The organism is Pseudomonas sp. GL-R-19 (assembly GCF_019956375.1).
In the GTDB taxonomy this organism is placed as follows: domain Bacteria; phylum Pseudomonadota; class Gammaproteobacteria; order Pseudomonadales; family Pseudomonadaceae; genus Aquipseudomonas.
The window spans coordinates 48,022-66,864 of sequence record NZ_JAHBDJ010000020.1 but is presented as its reverse complement, the minus strand read 5'-3'; the positions used below and the strand labels follow the sequence as shown (position 1 = coordinate 66,864).

22 protein-coding genes and 1 pseudogene are annotated in these 18,843 nt (G+C 60.5%); 3 read left to right on the top strand and 20 right to left on the bottom strand.

Translation table 11 applies throughout. The annotated features are described in order from the left end of the window. Window positions 1-2: 2 nt before the first annotated feature. From ccmI to ccmA, 9 genes are all read right to left on the bottom strand, one after another. A complete protein-coding gene (ccmI, locus tag KGA83_RS12150; RefSeq protein ID WP_108218675.1) occupies window positions 3-1,205 on the bottom strand; it encodes a c-type cytochrome biogenesis protein CcmI in 1,203 nt (400 codons plus the stop codon). Next, on the bottom strand, window positions 1,198-1,671 hold the full coding sequence (locus tag KGA83_RS12145) for a cytochrome c-type biogenesis protein (protein ID WP_108218674.1): 474 nt from the start codon (window positions 1,669-1,671) through the stop codon (window positions 1,198-1,200). The genes ccmI and KGA83_RS12145 overlap by 8 nt, the downstream gene beginning before the upstream one ends. Then, a complete protein-coding gene (locus KGA83_RS12140; protein ID WP_108218673.1) occupies window positions 1,668-2,204 on the bottom strand; it encodes a DsbE family thiol:disulfide interchange protein in 537 nt (178 codons plus the stop codon). The genes KGA83_RS12145 and KGA83_RS12140 overlap by 4 nt, the downstream gene beginning before the upstream one ends. Further along, window positions 2,201-4,189, bottom strand: coding sequence for a heme lyase CcmF/NrfE family subunit (locus KGA83_RS12135; RefSeq protein WP_108218672.1), 1,989 nt, complete (start codon window positions 4,187-4,189; stop codon window positions 2,201-2,203). The genes KGA83_RS12140 and KGA83_RS12135 overlap by 4 nt, the downstream gene beginning before the upstream one ends. Window positions 4,190-4,192: 3 nt before the next feature. Then, a complete protein-coding gene (gene ccmE / locus KGA83_RS12130) occupies window positions 4,193-4,648 on the bottom strand; it encodes a cytochrome c maturation protein CcmE (protein WP_108218671.1) in 456 nt (151 codons plus the stop codon). Then, window positions 4,645-4,821, bottom strand: coding sequence for a heme exporter protein CcmD (gene ccmD, locus KGA83_RS12125; RefSeq protein ID WP_007939192.1), 177 nt, complete (start codon window positions 4,819-4,821; stop codon window positions 4,645-4,647). Before ccmD ends, ccmE begins: the two co-directional genes overlap by 4 nt. Beyond that, complete coding sequence (locus tag KGA83_RS12120) at window positions 4,818-5,573, bottom strand: heme ABC transporter permease (RefSeq protein ID WP_103394761.1); 756 nt, start codon at window positions 5,571-5,573, stop codon at window positions 4,818-4,820. The genes ccmD and KGA83_RS12120 overlap by 4 nt, the downstream gene beginning before the upstream one ends. 90 nt (window positions 5,574-5,663) lie before the next feature. Then, entirely contained in the window at window positions 5,664-6,332 is a 669-nt protein-coding gene (gene ccmB, locus KGA83_RS12115) for a heme exporter protein CcmB (protein WP_223529805.1), read from the bottom strand. Then, the gene (ccmA, locus tag KGA83_RS12110; protein ID WP_108218669.1) at window positions 6,329-6,964 is read right to left on the bottom strand and encodes a cytochrome c biogenesis heme-transporting ATPase CcmA; all 636 of its coding nucleotides are present in this window, start codon (window positions 6,962-6,964) and stop codon (window positions 6,329-6,331) included. Before ccmA ends, ccmB begins: the two co-directional genes overlap by 4 nt. A 199-nt stretch (window positions 6,965-7,163) precedes the next feature. Between ccmA and KGA83_RS12105 the strand changes: the two genes are divergently transcribed. Together KGA83_RS12105 and KGA83_RS12100 are read left to right on the top strand one after the other, a co-directional pair. After that, window positions 7,164-8,738, top strand: coding sequence for a flagellar hook-length control protein FliK (locus KGA83_RS12105; protein ID WP_223529804.1), 1,575 nt, complete (start codon window positions 7,164-7,166; stop codon window positions 8,736-8,738). After that, on the top strand, window positions 8,735-9,064 hold the full coding sequence (locus tag KGA83_RS12100) for an EscU/YscU/HrcU family type III secretion system export apparatus switch protein (protein ID WP_223529803.1): 330 nt from the start codon (window positions 8,735-8,737) through the stop codon (window positions 9,062-9,064). The genes KGA83_RS12105 and KGA83_RS12100 overlap by 4 nt, the downstream gene beginning before the upstream one ends. Before the next feature lie 21 nt (window positions 9,065-9,085). Here the strand turns inward: KGA83_RS12100 and KGA83_RS12095 are convergent, their stop codons facing one another. Both KGA83_RS12095 and KGA83_RS12090 read right to left on the bottom strand, forming a co-directional pair. Next, window positions 9,086-9,250 carry a hypothetical protein gene (locus KGA83_RS12095; RefSeq protein WP_223529802.1) on the bottom strand — a complete coding sequence of 55 codons (165 nt, stop codon included), beginning with the start codon at window positions 9,248-9,250 and terminating at the stop codon, window positions 9,086-9,088. Window positions 9,251-9,347: 97 nt separating this feature from the next. Next, window positions 9,348-9,569, bottom strand: a complete 222-nt coding sequence (locus KGA83_RS12090) for a hypothetical protein (protein WP_223529801.1) — start codon at window positions 9,567-9,569, stop codon at window positions 9,348-9,350. Window positions 9,570-9,861: 292 nt separating this feature from the next. On the opposite strand from KGA83_RS12090, the pseudogene KGA83_RS12085 reads away from it, so the two are divergent. Continuing rightward, window positions 9,862-9,936: pseudogene (locus KGA83_RS12085) on the top strand (flagellar biosynthesis protein FlhB); the annotation flags it as partial. Between the two features lie 117 nt (window positions 9,937-10,053). On the opposite strand, the gene KGA83_RS12080 reads toward KGA83_RS12085, so the two are convergent. The 9 genes from KGA83_RS12080 to KGA83_RS12040 all read right to left on the bottom strand — a co-directional run bounded on the left by KGA83_RS12080 (window position 10,054) and on the right by KGA83_RS12040 (window position 18,828). After that, entirely contained in the window at window positions 10,054-10,554 is a 501-nt protein-coding gene (locus KGA83_RS12080) for a hypothetical protein (protein WP_223529800.1), read from the bottom strand. Between the two features lie 387 nt (window positions 10,555-10,941). After that, entirely contained in the window at window positions 10,942-11,334 is a 393-nt protein-coding gene (locus tag KGA83_RS12075; RefSeq protein WP_115948142.1) for a DUF2802 domain-containing protein, read from the bottom strand. Beyond that, window positions 11,335-11,820, bottom strand: a complete 486-nt coding sequence (locus KGA83_RS12070) for a chemotaxis protein CheW (RefSeq protein ID WP_007980742.1) — start codon at window positions 11,818-11,820, stop codon at window positions 11,335-11,337. Between the two features lie 42 nt (window positions 11,821-11,862). Continuing rightward, entirely contained in the window at window positions 11,863-12,786 is a 924-nt protein-coding gene (locus KGA83_RS12065; protein WP_223529799.1) for a CheW domain-containing protein, read from the bottom strand. A gap of 123 nt (window positions 12,787-12,909) precedes the next feature. Then, window positions 12,910-13,698, bottom strand: coding sequence for a ParA family protein (locus KGA83_RS12060; protein WP_115948140.1), 789 nt, complete (start codon window positions 13,696-13,698; stop codon window positions 12,910-12,912). A 43-nt stretch (window positions 13,699-13,741) separates the two neighbouring features. Beyond that, window positions 13,742-14,632, bottom strand: a complete 891-nt coding sequence (gene motD, locus KGA83_RS12055; protein ID WP_108218661.1) for a flagellar motor protein MotD — start codon at window positions 14,630-14,632, stop codon at window positions 13,742-13,744. 12 nt (window positions 14,633-14,644) lie between these two features. Next, window positions 14,645-15,385 (bottom strand): flagellar motor protein, encoded by a 741-nt coding sequence (locus KGA83_RS12050; RefSeq protein ID WP_223529798.1) that lies wholly within the window; start codon window positions 15,383-15,385, stop codon window positions 14,645-14,647. Next, window positions 15,385-16,521 carry a chemotaxis response regulator protein-glutamate methylesterase gene (locus tag KGA83_RS12045; RefSeq protein ID WP_115948138.1) on the bottom strand — a complete coding sequence of 379 codons (1,137 nt, stop codon included), beginning with the start codon at window positions 16,519-16,521 and terminating at the stop codon, window positions 15,385-15,387. The genes KGA83_RS12050 and KGA83_RS12045 overlap by 1 nt, the downstream gene beginning before the upstream one ends. A 48-nt stretch (window positions 16,522-16,569) precedes the next feature. Continuing rightward, the gene (locus KGA83_RS12040) at window positions 16,570-18,828 is read right to left on the bottom strand and encodes a chemotaxis protein CheA (protein ID WP_115948137.1); all 2,259 of its coding nucleotides are present in this window, start codon (window positions 18,826-18,828) and stop codon (window positions 16,570-16,572) included. Window positions 18,829-18,843: the final 15 nt, after the last annotated feature.

Here is an 18,843-nt window from a genome sequence, read left to right as displayed (position 1 = left end):
TGTTATTTGTCCGGGCTGTCGATGGTCAGTGTTTGCGGCGCGGTGGTGCTGCTGGCCAGGGGCTGGCTGCGACCGATCCATTCGCCGGCAGTGGGTTTGCCGGCACGGGAAATGCGCGCCACCAGTTGGACTTCAGGGAAGTTCGACAGTTTCAATTGCGGCATCATTGCGTCGGCATCGCCCAGTTCGACGGTCACCGGCAGGTCGGCCACGGTCAAGCGCTTGACCGCCAGCGGGGCCGGAGGACCGGAGATCGCACGGGCGAAGATGAACACGCTGTCGCCAGGCTGGACTTTGGCCTTGAGGTCCGCGGCCAGATCGACACTGACCTTGAGCAGTGCCGAGGCCTTGGCCGCCGGTGCCTGCGCAACCTTGCCGCCACTGGCCACCAGCTTCTCCGTGGCCCGGGTAATCCCGCCTTGCAACGCCTCGCGGGATCTGTCTTGCGGCGGCAGTTGCGCCAGCAGGCGATTCCAATAGTCGATAGCCTCCTGATAGCGCTCGCCTTCAAACGCAGCGATGCCGAGCAGGCCGAGGCTGGTGACTTCCTTCGGATCAGCCTTGAGCGCTTCGTCGGTCAGAGCCTGGACCTTGTCCGACCACTTCTTGCCATCGGCGAAGTACTGGGCCTGGGCCCATTGGCCGAGCAGTTCCGGCTGACGACCGGCCAGGTTCACCGTGCGCTCGAACATCTTCGCCGCGTCCGCCGGGCGATCCTGAGCCATGTAGGTACGACCGAGGAAGTACGTGCCTTCGGCGGAGTCCGGTTGAGCGGCAACCGTGCGCTCCAGGCGTTTGGTCATCTCTTCCATCGATTGCGGTGCCTGCGCGAACTCGCGGGTCAGCTCAACCTTGTCACTGGCGCCGTAATGCAGGTACAGCCCCAGGCCCAGCACCGGTACCAGAACGGCCGCCAGCAATGGCAAGGGTTTGCCCAGACGCGACACCCGCGGCGCTTCGACACCTTCGGTGTCCGCCAGCAACTCACGGGCCGCTTCGGCGCGACCGGCGTCCATTTGCGCCGCATCGAGCACGCCCTCTTCCTGCTGAGTCTGCAACTCAGCCACGCGCTCCTGATAAAGCGCGACGTTCAGGGCAGTACGATCCTCTTCACGCTGGGCGCGACGGCTGCGCAGCACCGGGATCAACAGAAAACTCAGGGCCACCAGAAGCAGCAGACCTGCAGCGAGCCAGAAATCAATCATTCTTGGTTTTATCCAACAGGTGGTCGAGGCGCGAACGCTCCTCGGCAGACAGCGAGCCCGGGGTGCCGGCGCGTTGCACGCGACGACGGCGGACGATCACCGCGATGATCACGACACCGCCCAGCAACAGGCCGGCGGGGCCGAACCAGAGCAAGGCAGTCTTGGCGTTCAGCGCAGGTTTGTAGCGGACGAAATCACCGTAGCGATCGACCATGAAATCGATGATCTGCTGGTTGTCCTTGCCCTCGCCGAGCATGCGGAAAATCTCTTTGCGCAGGTCGGCGGCAATTGGTGCGTTGGAATCGGCGATGTCCTGGTTCTGACACTTGGGGCAACGCAGCTCCTTGGTCAGTTCGCGGAAACGCTCGCGATCTTCTTCCTTGGCGAACTCGTAGGTGTCGATGGCCGCGTGGGCCACGCCCGCCAGGCTCAATCCCAGAACAGCGGCAGCGATCCAGCGCTTCATGGCTTGGCCTCGTCGACCAGCGCCTGGTATTTGACCGCCAGTTTTTCGCGCCAGACCTGTTCGTCGATCACACCGACGAACTTGTCGCGGATGATGCCCTTGGCGTCGATGAAGAAGGTTTCCGGTGCGCCGTAGACACCGAGATTCAGGCCCAGCGAGCCTTCGTCGTCACGAATGTCCAGTACATACGGGTTGTGGAAATCCGTCAGCCACTTCAAGGCATCGGCGTTGACGTCCTTGTAGTTGATGCCGTAGATCGTCACGCCTTGCTGGGCCAGCTTGTTCAACACCGGGTGCTCGACCCGGCAGGAAATGCACCAGGTGCCCCAGACGTTGACCAGCGCTGGTTTGCCGAGAATGTCAGTGCGGGTCAGGGACTTGTCGCCCTGCACTGTCGGCAGGGAAAACTCCGGGAACGGCTTGTTGATCATGGCCGAAGGCAACTCGGCCGGATCCAGGTACAACCCACGGTAAAGGAATACAGCGACCACCAGAAAAATCGCCAGTGGCAACAACATCAACCAACGCTTCATGCAGTGGCTCCCGACATGCCCAGTGCTTCGCGCACGCGGCTTTTGACCTTGACCCGATATCGCCGATCCAGCGCCGCCAGCAACCCGCCGAAGCCAGTCAGCAAACCACCGAACCAGATCCAGCGCACGAACGGTTTGACGTGCACGCGCACAGCCCAGGCACCGTTACCCAAGGGTTCACCGAGGGCGACGTAGAGGTCGCGGGTGAAACCGGCGTCGATGCCCGCTTCAGTCATCACCGAGTTCTGCACGGTATAGAGGCGTTTTTCCGGGTGCAGCACACTGACTTCCTTACCGTTGCGGATCACCCGGACGGTACCCTTGTCGGACGTGAAGTTCGGGCCTTCAAAGTGTTTGGCGCCTTCGAAGATGAAGTGGTAGCCGGCCAGGTCCATGGACTCGCCCGGCGCCAGGCGCAGGTCACGCTCGGCACTGTTCTGGCTCGACAGCACGACACCCAGCGCACACACGGCAATGCCCAGGTGCGCGACCTGCATGCCCCAGTAACTGCGGGTCAGGGTCGGCAGGCCCTTGATCAGGCCCTTGTGGCGAGTCTTGTCGATGATGTCACGCACACCGGCCAGCAACACCCAGGCCGCGAGCATGAAGGTCGCGAGCACTGCCCAGTTGAAATCGCCGTACGCGACGCCGGCCACCACGGCCAAAGCGGCACTGCCCAGCAAAATCGGCGTCAGCATGTTCACCAGCCATTTCACCGGGGTGTCTTTCCAGCGCACGATCACACCGACCGCCATCACCACCATCAACAACGCCATCAACGGAATGAACAGCGCGTTGAAGTACGGCGGGCCGACCGACAGCTTGGCGCCGGTCATGGCGTCCAGAATCAGCGGGTACAAAGTGCCGAGCAGGATCATCGACGCCGCCACCACCAGCACCAGGTTGTTGCCCAACAACAGGGTTTCCCGGGACCAGAGGTTGAAGCCCACCTGGCTCTTGACCACCGGCGCGCGCAGGGCGAACAGCGTCAGCGAACCACCGACCACGAACAGCAAGAAAATCAGGATGAACACGCCGCGCTCCGGATCGGACGCAAAGGCGTGCACCGAGGTCAGCACACCGGAACGCACGAGGAAGGTACCGAGCAGGCTCAAGGAGAATGCGGCGATGGCCAGCAACACGGTCCAGCTCTTGAACACGCCACGTTTTTCCGTGACCGCCAGCGAGTGAATCAGCGCGGTGCCCACCAGCCATGGCATGAACGAGGCGTTTTCCACCGGGTCCCAGAACCACCAGCCGCCCCAGCCGAGTTCGTAGTACGCCCACCACGAACCCAGGGTAATGCCGATACCGAGGAACGCCCAGGCAACGATGGTCCACGGACGCGACCAGCGCGCCCAGGCAGCATCCAGGCGACCGCCCATCAGCGCGGCGATGGCGAAGGCGAAGGCCACCGAGAAACCGACGTAGCCCATGTACAGCATCGGCGGGTGAACGATCAGACCGATGTCTTGCAGCAGCGGGTTGAGGTCGGCACCGTCGGTGGGCATTTGCGGCAGGATGCGCTTGAACGGGTTGGAGGTCATGATCAGGAACAGCAGGAAACCGGTGCTGATCATGCCCATCACCGCCAGCACGCGGGCCAGCATGACCTGCGGCAACTGCCGGGAAAACACCGACACCGCGAAGGTCCAGCCGCCGAGAATCAAGGCCCACAACAACAAGGAACCTTCGTGGGCACCCCACACGGCGCTGAACTTGTAGTACCACGGCAACGCGCTGTTGGAGTTGTTGGCCACATAGGCCACGGAGAAATCGTCCGCCATGAAGGCGTAGGTCAGGCAACCGAAGGCAAACAGCAGAAAGGTGAATTGCCCCCACGCCGCCGGCTGGGCCAGGCTCATCCACAGGCGATCACCGCGCCAGGCACCGAGCAATGGCACCACCGCCTGGGCCAGGGCGAAGCAAAGGGCCAGGATCATCGCCAGGTGGCCAAGCTCGGGAATAAAGATGCCGGATGTCATGGATCAACCCTCCTTCGCGGGCGTTGGAGCCGATTGACCGCTGTCTTTCAACGCCTTGGTCACTTCCGGCGGCATGTACTTCTCATCGTGTTTGGCCAGCACTTCATCGGCCACTACCACGCCATCGGCATTGAGCTTGCCCAGGGCGACGATGCCCTGCCCTTCACGGAACAGGTCCGGCAGGATGCCGCGATAAGTGATGGTCACGGACTTGTTGAAGTCGGTGACGACAAACTTCACGTCCAGGGAATCACCGGAACGCTCCAGCGAGCCCTTCTCGACCATGCCGCCAGCACGAATGCGCGTGCCTTGCGGGGCTTCGCCGTTGGCGATCTGGGTCGGTGTGTAGAACAGATTGATGTTCTGTTGCAAAGCACCCAATGCGGCCCAAACGGCCAAGCCAAGGCCTGCGAGGATCGCGAGAATGATGACAAGACGCTTTTTGCGCAGCGGATTCACTGGCCGTTCTCCCGGCGCAGACGACGCGCCTCTTGTTGCAGATACCGCTTGCGGGCCAGGATCGGCGCCGCCACGTTGAGGGCCAATACCGCCAGGCAGATGCCATAGGCTGACCAGACATACAGGCCATGATGACCCATGGCGAGAAAGTCGCCGAATGAAGCAAAACTCATCGAGCGACCTCCAGGCTGTTTTCCACTTCGGTTTTGACCCAACTGGCCCGGGCTTCGCGCTTGAGCACTTCAAGACGCATGCGCAGCAGCAGGACCGCGCCGAAGAAACAGTAGAAACCCAGCGCCGTCAGCAGCAATGGCAGCCACATCTCGGCGGGCATCGCCGGTTTTTCGGTGAGGGTGAAGGTCGCACCCTGGTGCAGGGTGTTCCACCACTCCACCGAGTACTTGATGATCGGGATGTTGATCACGCCGACGATCGCCAGCACCGCGCAGGCCTTGGCCGCGCTGTCACGATTGCTGATCGCGTTGCCCAACGCAATGAGACCGAAGTACAGGAACAGCAGAATCAACATGGACGTTAGGCGTGCATCCCAGACCCACCATGAGCCCCAGGTCGGTTTGCCCCAGATCGCCCCGGTGACCAGCGCCACCGCGGTCATCCAGGCGCCAATGGGCGCCGCGCATTGCAAGGCGACGTCGGCCAGTTTCATCTTCCACACGAGGCCGACGATGCCGCACACGGCCAGCATCACGTAGATGGACTGCGCCAGCATGGCGGCCGGGACGTGGATATAGATGATGCGAAAGCTGTTGCCCTGCTGATAGTCCGGCGGCGCGAAGGCCAGGCCCCAGACCACGCCAACGCTGATCAGCAACAACGCCGCGACGCTCAGCCAGGGCAACATTTTGCCGCTGATGCCGTAAAACCATTTGGGCGAGCCGAGTTTGTGAAACCACGTCCAGTTCATACTCTGTTTCCGTCACGGTTGCTCTTTACTATGAAGAGCCAGGGCCTGCTTTTTTTTTTAAAAGAGTGGTCATTTTTTAACCAGATCTCATTATTCGCCGACGCTGATCTTCAGGCCAGCAGCTATTGCAAAAGGTGTCAGGGTTATCGCCAGGGCGCTCAGGCTGCCAAGCCACAACAGATAACCGGTCGCCGGCATTCCCTGCAAGGCAGCCTGCAAGGCGCCACTGCCAAGGATCAATACCGGGATGTACAGCGGCAGAATCAGCAGTGCCAGTAACAGGCCACCGCGTTTCAAGCCCACGGTCAGTGCCGCACCCACCGCACCGAGCAGGCTTAGTACTGGTGTACCGAGCAGCAACGAAAGCAGCAACACTGGCAGACAGGCGGCAGGCAAACCGAGCATCAGCGCCAGCAAGGGTGCGAGCAAAACCAGTGCCAGGCCGGAAAAAGCCCAGTGTGCCAGCACTTTGGCCAAAACCAGAAGAGACAGGGGGTGCGGCGAAAGGACCCACTGCTCGAGCGATCCATCCTCGAAATCACTGCGGAAAAGCCCGTCCAGCGAGAGCAGGACCGATAAAAGCGCTGCGACCCAGACCAGTCCCGGAGACAAGGTTTGCAACAATTGAGACTCAGGACCGACCGCCAGCGGGAACAGGGAAACGACGATGGCAAAGAACACCAGTGGATTGGCCAGTTCCGCCGGACGACGGAACAGCAGACGAGCCTCGCGGGCGACCAGCAGGCCGAAAACACTCATACGGCCCAGCTCCCCAGATCGATGTCGCGATAACCGGCCGGCATCCGGCTCAGCGTGTGATGAGTGGTCAACACCACCATCCCGCCGCGTTCGCAGTGGCCGGCCAGATGAGATTCAAGCTGTGCCACGCCCTGCTTGTCGAGGGCGGTAAAGGGTTCATCGAGGATCCACAGTGGCGGACTGTCCAGATACAGGCGAGCCAAGGCGACGCGACGCTGTTGACCGGCTGACAGGGTGTGGCAAGGCACATCCTCGAATCCGCGCAGCCCGACCGCCGCCAGCGCCTGCCAGATCGCCTCATGGGTCGCCGGATGATGCAAGGCACACAGCCAGCTCAGATTCTCTTCCGGCGTCAGCAAATCCTTGATCCCGGCCGCGTGGCCGATCCACAGCAGGTTGCGCGCCAGCTCAAAGCGTTGCTCGTTCAGCGGCTGGCCGTTGAGCAGCACTTGACCGGCGGTCGGCTGCATCAGCCCCGAGAGCAGGCGTAGCAGGCTGGTCTTGCCACTGCCGTTGGGGCCGCTGATTTGTACCATTTCGCCACTGGCCAGTCTCAAATCGAGATTTTCGAAGAGCAGCCGAAGGTCTCGCTCACAGGCAAGGGCAACGGTTTGCAGGACAGGACTGGTCAAGGGATCACGGGCCTTATACGGTTCAAGTCGGCACTGGCGCGGCCGTTAAAGAGATGCAGCATAGATGCAATGACGTCTTGTTCTAGAGAGCTGCGTCAAACAATTGCAAAGTTTTCGCCATTTTTGGATACAACGGCGCGGCATTATACATGCCAGGCCTTACTCCAAAGAGTGGATTTTCCTCAGGTTGTGACCGCGTATGACAGGCGAAATGAACATCCTCCCGCTACCGCAAACCCTCCCGGCGACATCGCACCCGCCGGTGGTCAGCGGTGAATTGCTCAAGTTGCTGACGCCGGTGGAGGGGCTGATCAGCGTCGGTCAAACCGCACAGGCTGAAGTCTTGTCGCTCAAGCAGGCGGATCAGACTTTCCAGATGCTGCTCAAGGTCACCCTCGACAGCGGGCGCCAGACCACGGTCCAGACCACCAGTAATCAACCGCTGGCCCAGGGCACCACGCTGGTCGTCACCCAACCCTCGGCCGGCAGTCTGGCCGTGACGGTGCAACAGGCCATCGCCTCCAGCGTCGCCACCCTCACCCGCCTCGACACCGCGCAACTGCCCATTGACACACTGCTGCAGGGCAAAGTGCTGACCTCGCAAGTGCTGCCCCTGGTGCCTGGCCAGCCCATGGTGTTTCGCTCGATGGTGAGCCTGCTCAATACCGCACTGAGTGGCAGTACCCTGAGCATCGACAGTCCGCAGCCCTTACGCATCGGCACCTTGTTGAGCGCGCAGGTACAGGACGCCCAGACCTTGAAGTTCGTGCCGCTGAGCAGCCGCCAGGAACAACTGGCGGTGACCCGGCAATTGGTCGACCAGCAAAGCCGCCAGGGATCGCTGGACGGCTTGCTCAAGCTCCTGCAGAACCTTGCGCCCTCGGACCAGACATCCGTTGAATTGCGTAGCGCCGCTGCCCGGTTGCTCGCCGTCCTGCCGGATGTTCAACAATTGAGCACCCCCAAGGGCCTGGCCCAGGCCGTGGCCAACAGCGGCGTGTTCCTCGAAAGCAAACTGCTGACCGGGCAAAACCCGACACTCGCACCGGACATGAAAGGCGACCTGCTGAAACTGGTTGCGCAATTGAGTCAAGGCTTGCCGGCCAACACCAGCCTCGGCGCGATCATCGCCGCCAACACCCTGGCCCAGGCCATGCCGAATTTTGTCCGCAATGCCCTGGGCATGCTTGGCCAGGTCAGTGCCAAACCGTCGCCGAGCGGTTTCCCGCTGCCCGAACGCCAGTTGCAAAGCGCCGATGGTGAAAACGACCTCGAACACCTGCTGCGCCTGGCCGCCGCCGCGGTTTCACGCCTGCAAAGCCATCAACTGTCGAGCCTGGAACAGACCGGCGTAACCGCCGACGGACGACTGATGAGCACCTGGCAGCTGGAAATCCCGATGCGCAATCTGCAGGACATCGTGCCCTTGCAGGTCAAGTTCCAGCGTGAAGAATCACCCGAAAAAGACCAGCCGAAGGAACGTCGCGAAGAACGCGAGCCCAAACAACAGCTGTGGCGTGTGGAACTGGCCTTCGCCATGGAGCCTTTGGGGCCGCTGCAAATCCAGGCGCAGCTGATCAAGGGCAGTCTATCCGGCCAGCTCTGGGCCGAACGGCCATATACCGCCAGTCTGATCGAAAGCAATCTGAGCGAGCTGCGTGACCGCCTGCTGTCCGCGGGCCTGAACGTCGGCAACCTCGATTGCCACCTCGGCACACCCCCCCAGGGCCCGCAAACCCGCCTCGAACAACGCTGGGTCGACGAAACCGCATGAAAAACCCCAACGCCCCACGCCAGGCCATCGCTCTCAAATACGACGGCAGCCATGCTCCCACCCTCACCGCCAAGGGCGACGAAGAACTGGCGGAAGAAATCCTGCGCATTGCCCGCGACTGCGAAGTGCCGATCTACGAAAACGCCGAACTGGTGAGATTACTGGCGCGGATGGAGCTGGGGGACAGCATTCCACAGGAGCTGTATCTGACGATTGCCGAGATCATTGCGTTTGCGTGGAATCTGAAGGGCAAGTTTCCCGAGGGGCAGAATCCGGATGCTCCGAGGGTGGAGAAGGATGTCACCGAACGCGGGGATGATTATTGAATCTGCGATCTTTTGATCTATTCAGTTCTTGTCCAACTTACTCATCAACTCTGCCGGCGTCACGTCATCAGACCTGAAAAAACGCAGAAGCCTGAGACAGCGAGCGACAATCAAACCATTGATGAGGCCAACTCCCAGTACCGACCATCCCACCACCGACACTTCACCGCTCAGTTCCGGCTTCATGGTGGGTTGGCAACCACTATAACAGGGGTTTTGGAACGTTAGTGAAGAGGCCAGGTCATTGCCTGGCAATGACCTGGCGGCAAGTTTTCAGGGAGCATTATTTATCAAATTTTCGGCGAATATAATCAGCCTCCCACCCAAACTGTCCCTGACTTCCCTCAAATGAAACCCGGTACCCGACTTCCGGATACCCATCTAGATAGCGTTTAAAGTTAAAACGGAACTTTATACCGTCATAGTCTGGTACCCGCCCTATAGAACCGACACCTTTGAGATCGTCGTACTCTGTTATTTCGCCGATCAAGCTAATACTGACCATTTTTAAAGCTCCTTGATATACCGCCGAAGCGGAAAGTTTAAGTTACTCCCCATCATTTTAACGGGACGCGCTTATTGAATACCCCTCCCAGCAAATATCAAACTATCAAATATGACAGTTTTTTTGTTTTATAAAAGCATTTCAAAATAATGGATTTAAAAAGTTTTTGAGTGTAAGAATTGGCGCTAAACAACGTGTGAGCGATTATTTAATCATTGGCGCACGACAAGAGACTGCCGAACCACCTCAACAGGTTTGAGCAAAAGAAATTGCTGATCAGGAGAATGTTGCGATGGAGTTGTACCGCACGATTGCCGAGATCATTGCGTTTGCGTGGAATCTGAAGGGCAAGTTTCCCGAGGCGTAGAGTCCAGAAGCGGTGATGATTATTGAGTTTGTGTTGAATGTAAAAGATCGCAGCCTCGTTTCACTCGACAGCTCCTACAGGGCGTACGCCATTCCACGGCCTTGAATATTGCACCGATCATTTAGCCGCCTTCGCTGGCAAGCCAGCTCCTACAATGCGCAAAAGCTTGAGACTGCGACCGACAATCAATCCATTGATAAGGCCAGCCCCCAGTGCCGACCATGCCGCCATCGGCAATTCATTGGCCATTTCCGGATACATCGCCGCCTGATAGCCAAGGTAGTAACGCCATGCAAAAAAGCCCCAATACACCATCAGCACCTTGATCGTGCCAGGCAGAACCAGATGTTCTCCCTCGCGCTGCACATTGCTGTACGAGAAAAAGCGCAGTGCCAGCAACCATCCCCCCAATAACCCGATTACATAGGCCGAGAGTGGAATGACTACACCTTGGGAGAGATTCAGCGAAGCCAGGGACAGGCTCACGAATATCACCGGCGTGATTTGCAATGACCTTTTCGACTCATGACTCTTGAAGCAGGCAATGACACCGTAATAAGTCAGGATCAGAAAAACCGCATAAACCCACAGCGGTGTACCGCGCAGAATGTCGATCATAAGCCTTCCAGGCACTGAGATAGGTATGAACAAGATGCTCAACCTACTGATGACGGGTTGCGATCACAAGATAGCGGGATCTGAAAAAGCTATAGGCAGGAGACTACGACCGCGTAATTCCTGTCTGAGGATGAAGGGAGGGATGCGTCGGATCGCGGGGAAGATTGCTGCGCATTCGAAGACGCCATCGTCGGAACGCCGCCCGGAGCAAGCTCGCTCCCACAATTAATCCTCAGTGAACACGGTTTTTGTGTCCGACATAGAACCACTGTAGGAGCGAGCCTGCTCGCGATGGACGTATGAGCGCCGCGTTTCTCCAGGAAGCTCGCGTCATCGTTAACGACCACCGCGAGCAATCGAGCGTCGACCGGCTGCTCCTACAGGCTGTCAGTTCTTGTGCAACTTGCTCATCAACTCCGCCTCAGCCTGGGTCAGGCCGCAGGACTGGGTCAGTTCGTTGACGCTGGCGCCCATTCCGACCAGTCGCGCTGCTTGGGCGAACGACAGGCTTGAGGGGTCGCGTTGTTCCAGCTGAGCGAGTTTGTCCGGCAACGGCCCGACCACCGCGCGCAGTTCATGCAGGTCTTCGCCCATGCGCACATTACCGTTCTGGTAATCGTCGACACGCTTGCCCAGGTCCTTGATGCGCTGATCACGCAGCGCATTACCCTTGGCCTGTTGCGCGGCGATCTGCTTTTGACTGCGAATGTACGCCAGGAACATTGCCAGCGTGCCTGCCCAGAACAGGAACAGGACAATGACCGCAACCTCGAGAATCAATCAGATACTCTCCAGTTCCGACCATTCTTCTTCGCTCATCATCTTGTCGAGCTCGACCAGGATGAGCAATTCGTTGTTCTTGTTGCACACGCCTTGAATGAACTTGGCGGACTCTTCGTTACCCACGTTCGGCGCGGTTTCGATTTCCGACTGACGCAGGTAAACCACTTCGGCCACGCTGTCGACCATGATCCCGACCACCTGCTTGTCGGCTTCGATGATGACGATACGGGTGTTGTCGCTGATCTCGGCATTCATCAGGCCGAAGCGCTGGCGGGTGTCGATCACGGTGACGACGTTGCCGCGCAGGTTGATGATGCCCAGCACGTAACTCGGGGCACCAGGGACCGGGGCGATTTCGGTGTAGCGCAGGACTTCCTGGACGCGCATCACGTTGATGCCGTAGGTCTCGTTGTCCAGCTTGAAGGTGACCCATTGCAGGATCGGATCTTCGGAACCCTTTGCCGCCGTCGCCTTGTCATTCATACCCTGATCCCCTCAAGAAACCGCCTTGGCGGTGTTGTTCTGTTATGTAGTTTTGTGGGTCGGCTTGTGGCCGCCCATGTGCTTTGCCCCGCCGCTGGCGATCAACTCGGCCAGCGCGGAAACGTCAAGCAAGGCGCACATGTGTTCAATCACCGTGCCGGCGAGCCATGGCCGCTGGCCTCGGTGACTTCTCCATTTGATTTCATTCGGGTCCAGGCGCAACGAGCGGCTGACCTGATGCACCGCCAACCCCCACTCGTAGCCTTGCACCGAAATCACGTATTGCAGACCCTGCTTGAAATCGTCGCGGTAACGGTCGGGCATGACCCAACGCGCGGTATCCAGCACTTTCAGGTTGCCCGCCTGACTCGGCAGGATGCCCAGGAACCATTCCGGCTGGCCGAACAACGGCGTCAGCTCGTGACCGGCCAGGGAGTAAATCGAACCCAGGCACACCAGCGGCACCGCCAGGGTCAAGCCGGCGACATCGAACAGCAGGCATTCGAAGGGTTCGGCAGCCCAGGATGGACGACCGTCGGTTTGTACCGGTGGCGGCGTGTTCGCGGGTGGCAGATGCACTTCGACCACCGGCGCCACCAGAGTCGGCTGCACCTCGAGCGCCACAGGCTCTGGTGCAGGCTGCACTTCGGCGACAGGCGCCACCAGTGTTTGCAGCAACGGCGCGATGGTCGATACCGGCGCCAGGACCGGTGCCGGCGCTTCGATCACGGCCACTGGTGCTTTTGCCATTGGCACAACGACGGGGGCAGCAGCCACTGCTGGTTTTTGCGCATCACGAGCCTGCTCTTCGAGCACGGCGGCCTGGAACTCATCCAGCGCCGCTTCAGCCTCGGGCAGCGCCTCGACTTCTGGCGGCAACTCCTCGGTTGCGTCCTGCAGCAAGGCGTCCAGATACGACTGCAGCGCCAATTGCGGGCGCGAGGTGACCTTCACCGGCCGATTCATGCGCACACCATCGTAGGAGCTGCCGAAGGCTGCGATCTTTTGATCTTGATCTTTTCAAAGACGCCGCAAAGCGGGATCAAAAGATCGCAGCCTGCGGCAGCTCCTACAGGGATTGAATTCATCTCACGCCACCTGCGGAACGAGTTGTGCCGCCAGCAGATGCTTGAGCAACGCGCGGTAAGCGAGAACGCCACGGCTCTTGCCGTCGAATTGCGAAGGCGTCAGACCGGCACGGCTGGCATCGCGCAGGCGCGTGTCCACCGGGATGTAGCCTTGCCAGATTTCGTCGGGGAATTTGTCGCGCAGCACACGCAAGGTTCCGAGGGACGCCTGGGTACGGCGGTCAAACAGGGTCGGCACAATGGTGAAGGGCAACGCCTGTTTGCGCGAGCGGTTGATCATCGCCAGGGTGTTGACCATGCGTTCAAGGCCTTTGACCGCCAGGTGTTCGGTCTGCACCGGGATCACCAGTTGCTGGCTCGCTGCCAAGGCATTGACCATCAGCACGCCGAGCAATGGCGGGCTGTCGATCACGGCGTAATCGAAGTCCTGCCACAGTTGCGCCAGGCTCTTGGCAATCACCAGGCCCAAACCGCTCTGCCCCGGCGACTGGCGTTCAAGGGTGGCCAGCGCGGTGCTGGACGGCAACAGGGAAATGCGTTCGTCACTGGTCGACAGTAGCAATTGACCCGGCAGACCTTGCGGCACGTTGCCCTTGTGCAGGAACAGGTCGTAGTTGCTGTGCTCCAGGCTGTCGGGGTCGTAGCCGAAGTAGCTGGTCATCGAGCCGTGGGGGTCGAGATCGACCACGACCACACGCTTGCCCGCCTCCGCCAGTAAACCGGCTAAAGCGATGGAGGAAGTGGTTTTACCGACACCACCCTTTTGATTGGCGACTGCCCAGACTCTCATTCGGATTGTTCCTCCCGGCCGAACGGATCGACCGAGAAATAGCTCAACGTATTAATGCGGGCGACGGAGAATTGACGGCGCTCTCTCGTACCGGCGACTTGACCGGGGTCGGTGCAGTTTGTGTGCCAGCACGCTTCAATGCGGCATCCGGTTGCGCATGGGCGGTTCCGGTGCCGGTCAGGCTGCGACGCACATCGAGGTTGCGCGACACCACCAGCACCACGCGACGGTTGCGTGCGCGGCCTTCAGCCGTGGCATTGTTGGCCACCGGCTGAAACTCGCCGTAGCCCACCGACGCCAGGCGACCAGGGTTCACGCCCTGCATCGCCAGCATGCGCACGATGCTGGCCGAGCGGGCCGAAGACAGTTCCCAGTTGGTCGGGTACTGCGCCGTGCGGATCGGTTGGTCGTCGGTGAAGCCTTCGACATGAATCGGGTTGTCGAATGGCTTCAGGATCGCCGCAACCTTGTCGATGATGTTGAACGCGATGTCGCTGGGCATGGCGTCGCCGCTGCCGAACAACAGGCTGGAATTGAGCTCGATCTCGACCCACAGCTCGTTGCCGCGCACAGTCATCTGGTTGGAGCTGATCAGATCACCGAACGCCGCACTGATGTCGTCGGCGATGCTTTTGAGCGGATCGCTGGCACCGGCGACACCGGCATCGACCTGGTCACTGTCCTTGACCAGCGGCTTGGCCGGGGTCACGGTCTTCGGCCGCTCGTCACCGATGGGGATCGGCTTGAGCGAACGATCGGAATCGGTGAAGACGCCGATCAGCGCTTCGGAAATGACCTTGTACTTGCCTTCATTGATCGACGAGATCGAGTACATCACCACGAAAAAGGCGAACAGCAGGGTGATGAAGTCCGCGTAGGACACCAGCCAGCGTTCATGGTTTACATGCTCTTCTTGCTGGCGACGACGGGCCATTAGTTTTTTCCCTTAATCCATGAAGCCCTGAAGCTTCAACTCAATGGAACGAGGGTTTTCACCTTCGGCAATCGACAGCAGCCCCTCCAGCAGCATTTCGCGATAACGCGACTGACGCAACGCGATGGATTTGAGTTTGGCGGCAATCGGCAGCAGCACCAGGTTGGCACTGGCCACGCCGTAGATGGTGGCGACGAAGGCCACGGCGATGCCGTTACCCAGTTGCGACGGATCACCCAGGTTGCCCATGACGTGAATCAGGCCCATCACCGCACCGATGATGCCGATGGTCGGCGCGTAACCGCCCATGCTTTCGAAGACCTTGGCCGCTTCGACATCGCGGCTCTCCTGGGTGTAGAAATCCACTTCCAGAATGCTGCGGATCGCTTCCGGCTCGGCACCGTCGACCAGCAGTTGCAGGCCTTTGCGCGCGTAGTTGTCGGGCTCGGCGTCGGCGATACCTTCAAGGCCCAGCAGGCCTTCCTTGCGGGCGGTCAGGCTCCAGTTCACCACGCGGTCGATGCCACCGGCCAGGTCAACGCGAGGCGGGAACAGGATCCAGGCAAGGATCTGCATCGCACGCTTGAAGGCACTCATCGGCGATTGCAACAGCGCGGCGCCAATGGTGCCGCCCAGCACGATCAGCGCTGCCGGGCCGTTGGCCAGGGCGCCGAGATGACCGCCTTCGAGGTAGTTGCCGCCGATGATGGCGACGAAGGCCATGATGAGGCCGATCAGGCTTAGAACATCCATCAGATACAGGCCTCGACCAGGTGCTTGCCAATGTCATCGAGGCTGTACACCGCGTCGGCGAGCTCGGCTTTGACGATGGCCATCGGCATGCCGTAGATCACGCAACTGGCTTCGTCCTGTGCCCAGATCGAACTGCCGCCCTGCTTGAGCATACGCGCGCCTTCACGGCCGTCGGCGCCCATGCCGGTCAGCACGACCGCCAGAACTTTGTCGCCATAGGACTTGGCTGCCGAACCGAAGGTGATGTCCACGCACGGCTTGTAATTCAGACGCTCGTCACCCGGGAGGATTTTCACCGCGCCGCGGCCGTCGACCATCATCTGCTTGCCACCCGGCGCCAGCAGCGCCAGGCCCGGACGCAGGATGTCGCCATCCTCGGCTTCCTTGACGCTGATGCGGCAGAGCTTGTCCAGGCGCTCGGCGAAAGCCTTGGTGAAGGCGGCCGGCATGTGTTGAACCAGCACGATCGGGGCCGGGAAGCTGGCCGGCAATTGGGTCAACACCCGCTGCAGGGCAACCGGGCCGCCGGTGGACGTACCGATGGCCACCAGTTTATAGGCCTTGCGTTTTGGCGCGGGCGACGACGCAGTGGCCGCCTGTGTACGCGCCGGAATCGGTGCCAGTGCCGGTGCCGGACGCACGGGCGCGCTGCTGCCGTAACTGCCGACGCTCGAAGGCGCAGGGGTTGGAGCGGGTGCGGCCACAGGAGCCGGAGCGCTGTAAGTGCTGACCCGACGATTGCTGCGCGCAATGCTGAGGATCTTTTCGCACAGCAGTTGCTTGACCTTCTCGGGGTTGCGCGAGATGTCTTCGAAGTTTTTCGGCAGGAAGTCCACCGCGCCGGCATCCAGCGCATCGAGGGTGACGCGGGCGCCTTCATGGGTCAGCGAGGAGAACATCAGGACCGGGGTCGGGCAGCGTTGCATGATGTGCCGTACGGCAGTGATGCCGTCCATCATCGGCATCTCGTAGTCCATGGTGATCACGTCGGGCTTGAGGGCCAGCGCCTGATCGATCGCCTCTTTGCCGTTGGTCGCCGTGCCGACGACCTGGATATTGGAATCCGCTGAAAGAATTTCCGAGACGCGGCGGCGGAAAAACCCCGAATCGTCCACCACCAGGACTTTGACTGCCATAAACACTCCATTAGATGGAGCGAGGCCAGGCGCCCCGCTCCACCAGAATCAAATACGCCGTGTGGCGTAACGCTTGAGCATGCTCGGAACATCGAGAATCAGCGCGATGCGGCCGTCACCGGTGATGGTGGCGCCAGACATCCCCGGCGTTCCCTGAAGCATTTTGCCCAATGGCTTGATGACCACTTCTTCCTGGCCCACCAGTTGATCGACGACAAAGCCGATCCGCTGCGTGCCCACCGAAAGGATCACCACATGGCCTTCGCGCTGCTCTTCGTGAGCGGCGGAGCTGACCAGCCAGCGTTTGAGATAGAACAATGGCAGTGCCTTGTCCCGCACGATCACCACTTCCTGGCCGTCCACGACGTTGGTGGTCGACAGGTCGAGGTGGAAGATCTCGTTGACGTTCACCAGCGGGAACGCAAACGCCTGGTTGCCGAGCATGACCATCAGCGTCGGCATGATCGCCAGGGTCAGCGGCACCTTGATGACAATCTTCGAACCCTGGCCCTTGGCCGAGTAGATGTTGATCGAGCCGTTGAGCTGGGAAATCTTGGTTTTCACCACGTCCATGCCCACACCGCGACCCGATACGTCGGAGATCTCGGTCTTGGTCGAGAAACCCGGAGCGAAGATCAGGTTGTAGCACTCGGTGTCGCTCAGGCGGTCCGCCGCATCCTTGTCCATCACACCGCGCTTGACCGCGATGGAACGCAGGACGTTCGGGTCCATGCCTTTGCCGTCATCGGAGATCGACAGCAGGATGTGGTCGCCTTCCTGCTCGGCCGCCAGGATGACCTTGCCGCCCCGGGCCTTGCCCGAGGCTTCGCGTTCTTCCGGCGATTCGATGCCGTGGTCGACTGCGTTGCGCACCAAGTGGACCAACGGGTCGGCCAGGGCTTCGACGAGGTTCTTGTCGAGGTCGGTTTCTTCGCCGACCAGTTCCAGGTTGATCTCTTTCTTGAGCTGGCGAGCCAGGTCGCGAACCAGGCGCGGAAAGCGCCCGAAGACTTTCTTGATCGGTTGCATCCGGGTCTTCATGACCGCGGTTTGCAGGTCGGCCGTGACCACGTCGAGGTTCGACACGGCCTTGGACATGGCTTCGTCGCCGCTGTTGAGGCCCAGGCGGACCAGGCGGTTACGCACCAGCACCAACTCGCCGACCATGTTCATGATCTCGTCGAGACGCGCGGTATCGACGCGCACGGTGGTCTCGGCTTCGCTGGCCGGTTTTTCCGCCGGTGGCGCGGCCGGAGTACGGGCGATAGCAGGTGCAGCGGCAGCAACCGGCGTTTCGGCTTTTGGCTCGGGTGCCTTGGCCACCGGTTTCGGTGCCGCCGCCTTCGCGGCCGGCGCGGCAACGGACGTGTTCGATCCGCTGGCAACTGTCGCCTTGCCGACTTCGCTGAACTTGCCCTTGCCGTGCAACTCGTCGAGCAGCGATTCAAATTCGTGATCGCTGATCAGATCGCTGCCGGCCACTGCAGCGGTTGGTGCGCCAGGAGTCGGCACAGAAGCAATGGCCGATTCGAGCGCATCGACAGCGAAGTTACCCTTGCCGTGCAGTTGGTCGAGCAGTGCTTCGAATTCGTCGTCAGTAATATCGGAGCTGTCGCCTGCCGCTTTCGGGGCCTCTGGCGCAGCCGGCGTCGGGACCACCGCGTCAACGGCGAACTGGCCCTTGCCGTGCAGTTGATCGAGCAACGACTCGAACTCGGCATCGGTGATTTCGTCGCTGGCGGCCGCATTGCTGACCGGCACAGACATCGCCGCCGGCGCCTCGGCCTGAGCCTTGACGGCGTTCAGCGAGTCCAGCAGTTGTTCGAATTCATTGTCGGTGATGTCGCCCGACTCGCTTTCAGCCACAGGCGTTTCGACCACGGCGGCGACAGGTACGGCAGCCACCTCGTCAGCCGATTGCGGCTCGGCCAGACGGGCCAGTGCCGCGAGCAGTTCCGGTGTAGCGGGCGTGATCGGTCCGCGATCGCGGACCTCGCTGAACATGCTGTTCACCGCGTCCAGCGCTTCGAGAACCACGTCCATCAGTTCCGAGTCGACGCGACGTTCACCCTTGCGCAGGATGTCGAACACGTTCTCGGCGATGTGGCAGCACTCCACCAGCTCGTTGAGCTGGAGGAAGCCGGCGCCCCCTTTTACAGTGTGAAAACCGCGAAAAATTGCATTGAGCAGATCCGCATCATCCGGACGGCTTTCCAGCTCGACCAGTTGCTCGGACAGTTGCTCTAGAATCTCGCCGGCCTCAACCAGGAAATCCTGAAGGATCTCTTCATCGGCGCCGAAGCTCATTAAGGGGGGTGCTCC

Bases quoted from the DNA above. Each gene is read 5' to 3' on its own strand.
- ccmI (WP_108218675.1), bottom strand. From the start codon at position 1,205: ATGATTGATTTCTGGCTCGCTGCAGGTCTGCTGCTTCTGGTGGCCCTG.
- KGA83_RS12145 (WP_108218674.1), bottom strand. From the start codon at position 1,671: ATGAAGCGCTGGATCGCTGCCGCTGTTCTGGGATTGAGCCTGGCGGGC.
- KGA83_RS12140 (WP_108218673.1), bottom strand. From the start codon at position 2,204: ATGAAGCGTTGGTTGATGTTGTTGCCACTGGCGATTTTTCTGGTGGTC.
- KGA83_RS12135 (WP_108218672.1), bottom strand. From the start codon at position 4,189: ATGACATCCGGCATCTTTATTCCCGAGCTTGGCCACCTGGCGATGATC.
- ccmD (WP_007939192.1), bottom strand. From the start codon at position 4,821: ATGAGTTTTGCTTCATTCGGCGACTTTCTCGCCATGGGTCATCATGGC.
- KGA83_RS12120 (WP_103394761.1), bottom strand. From the start codon at position 5,573: ATGAACTGGACGTGGTTTCACAAACTCGGCTCGCCCAAATGGTTTTAC.
- ccmB (WP_223529805.1), bottom strand. From the start codon at position 6,332: ATGAGTGTTTTCGGCCTGCTGGTCGCCCGCGAGGCTCGTCTGCTGTTC.
- KGA83_RS12105 (WP_223529804.1), top strand. From the start codon at position 7,164: ATGACAGGCGAAATGAACATCCTCCCGCTACCGCAAACCCTCCCGGCG.
- KGA83_RS12100 (WP_223529803.1), top strand. From the start codon at position 8,735: ATGAAAAACCCCAACGCCCCACGCCAGGCCATCGCTCTCAAATACGAC.
- KGA83_RS12095 (WP_223529802.1), bottom strand. From the start codon at position 9,250: ATGAAGCCGGAACTGAGCGGTGAAGTGTCGGTGGTGGGATGGTCGGTA.
- KGA83_RS12090 (WP_223529801.1), bottom strand. From the start codon at position 9,569: ATGGTCAGTATTAGCTTGATCGGCGAAATAACAGAGTACGACGATCTC.
- KGA83_RS12080 (WP_223529800.1), bottom strand. From the start codon at position 10,554: ATGATCGACATTCTGCGCGGTACACCGCTGTGGGTTTATGCGGTTTTT.
- KGA83_RS12070 (WP_007980742.1), bottom strand. From the start codon at position 11,820: ATGAATGACAAGGCGACGGCGGCAAAGGGTTCCGAAGATCCGATCCTG.
- KGA83_RS12065 (WP_223529799.1), bottom strand. From the start codon at position 12,786: ATGAATCGGCCGGTGAAGGTCACCTCGCGCCCGCAATTGGCGCTGCAG.
- KGA83_RS12060 (WP_115948140.1), bottom strand. From the start codon at position 13,698: ATGAGAGTCTGGGCAGTCGCCAATCAAAAGGGTGGTGTCGGTAAAACC.
- motD (WP_108218661.1), bottom strand. From the start codon at position 14,632: ATGGCCCGTCGTCGCCAGCAAGAAGAGCATGTAAACCATGAACGCTGG.
- KGA83_RS12050 (WP_223529798.1), bottom strand. From the start codon at position 15,385: ATGGATGTTCTAAGCCTGATCGGCCTCATCATGGCCTTCGTCGCCATC.
- KGA83_RS12045 (WP_115948138.1), bottom strand. From the start codon at position 16,521: ATGGCAGTCAAAGTCCTGGTGGTGGACGATTCGGGGTTTTTCCGCCGC.
- KGA83_RS12040 (WP_115948137.1), bottom strand. From the start codon at position 18,828: ATGAGCTTCGGCGCCGATGAAGAGATCCTTCAGGATTTCCTGGTTGAG.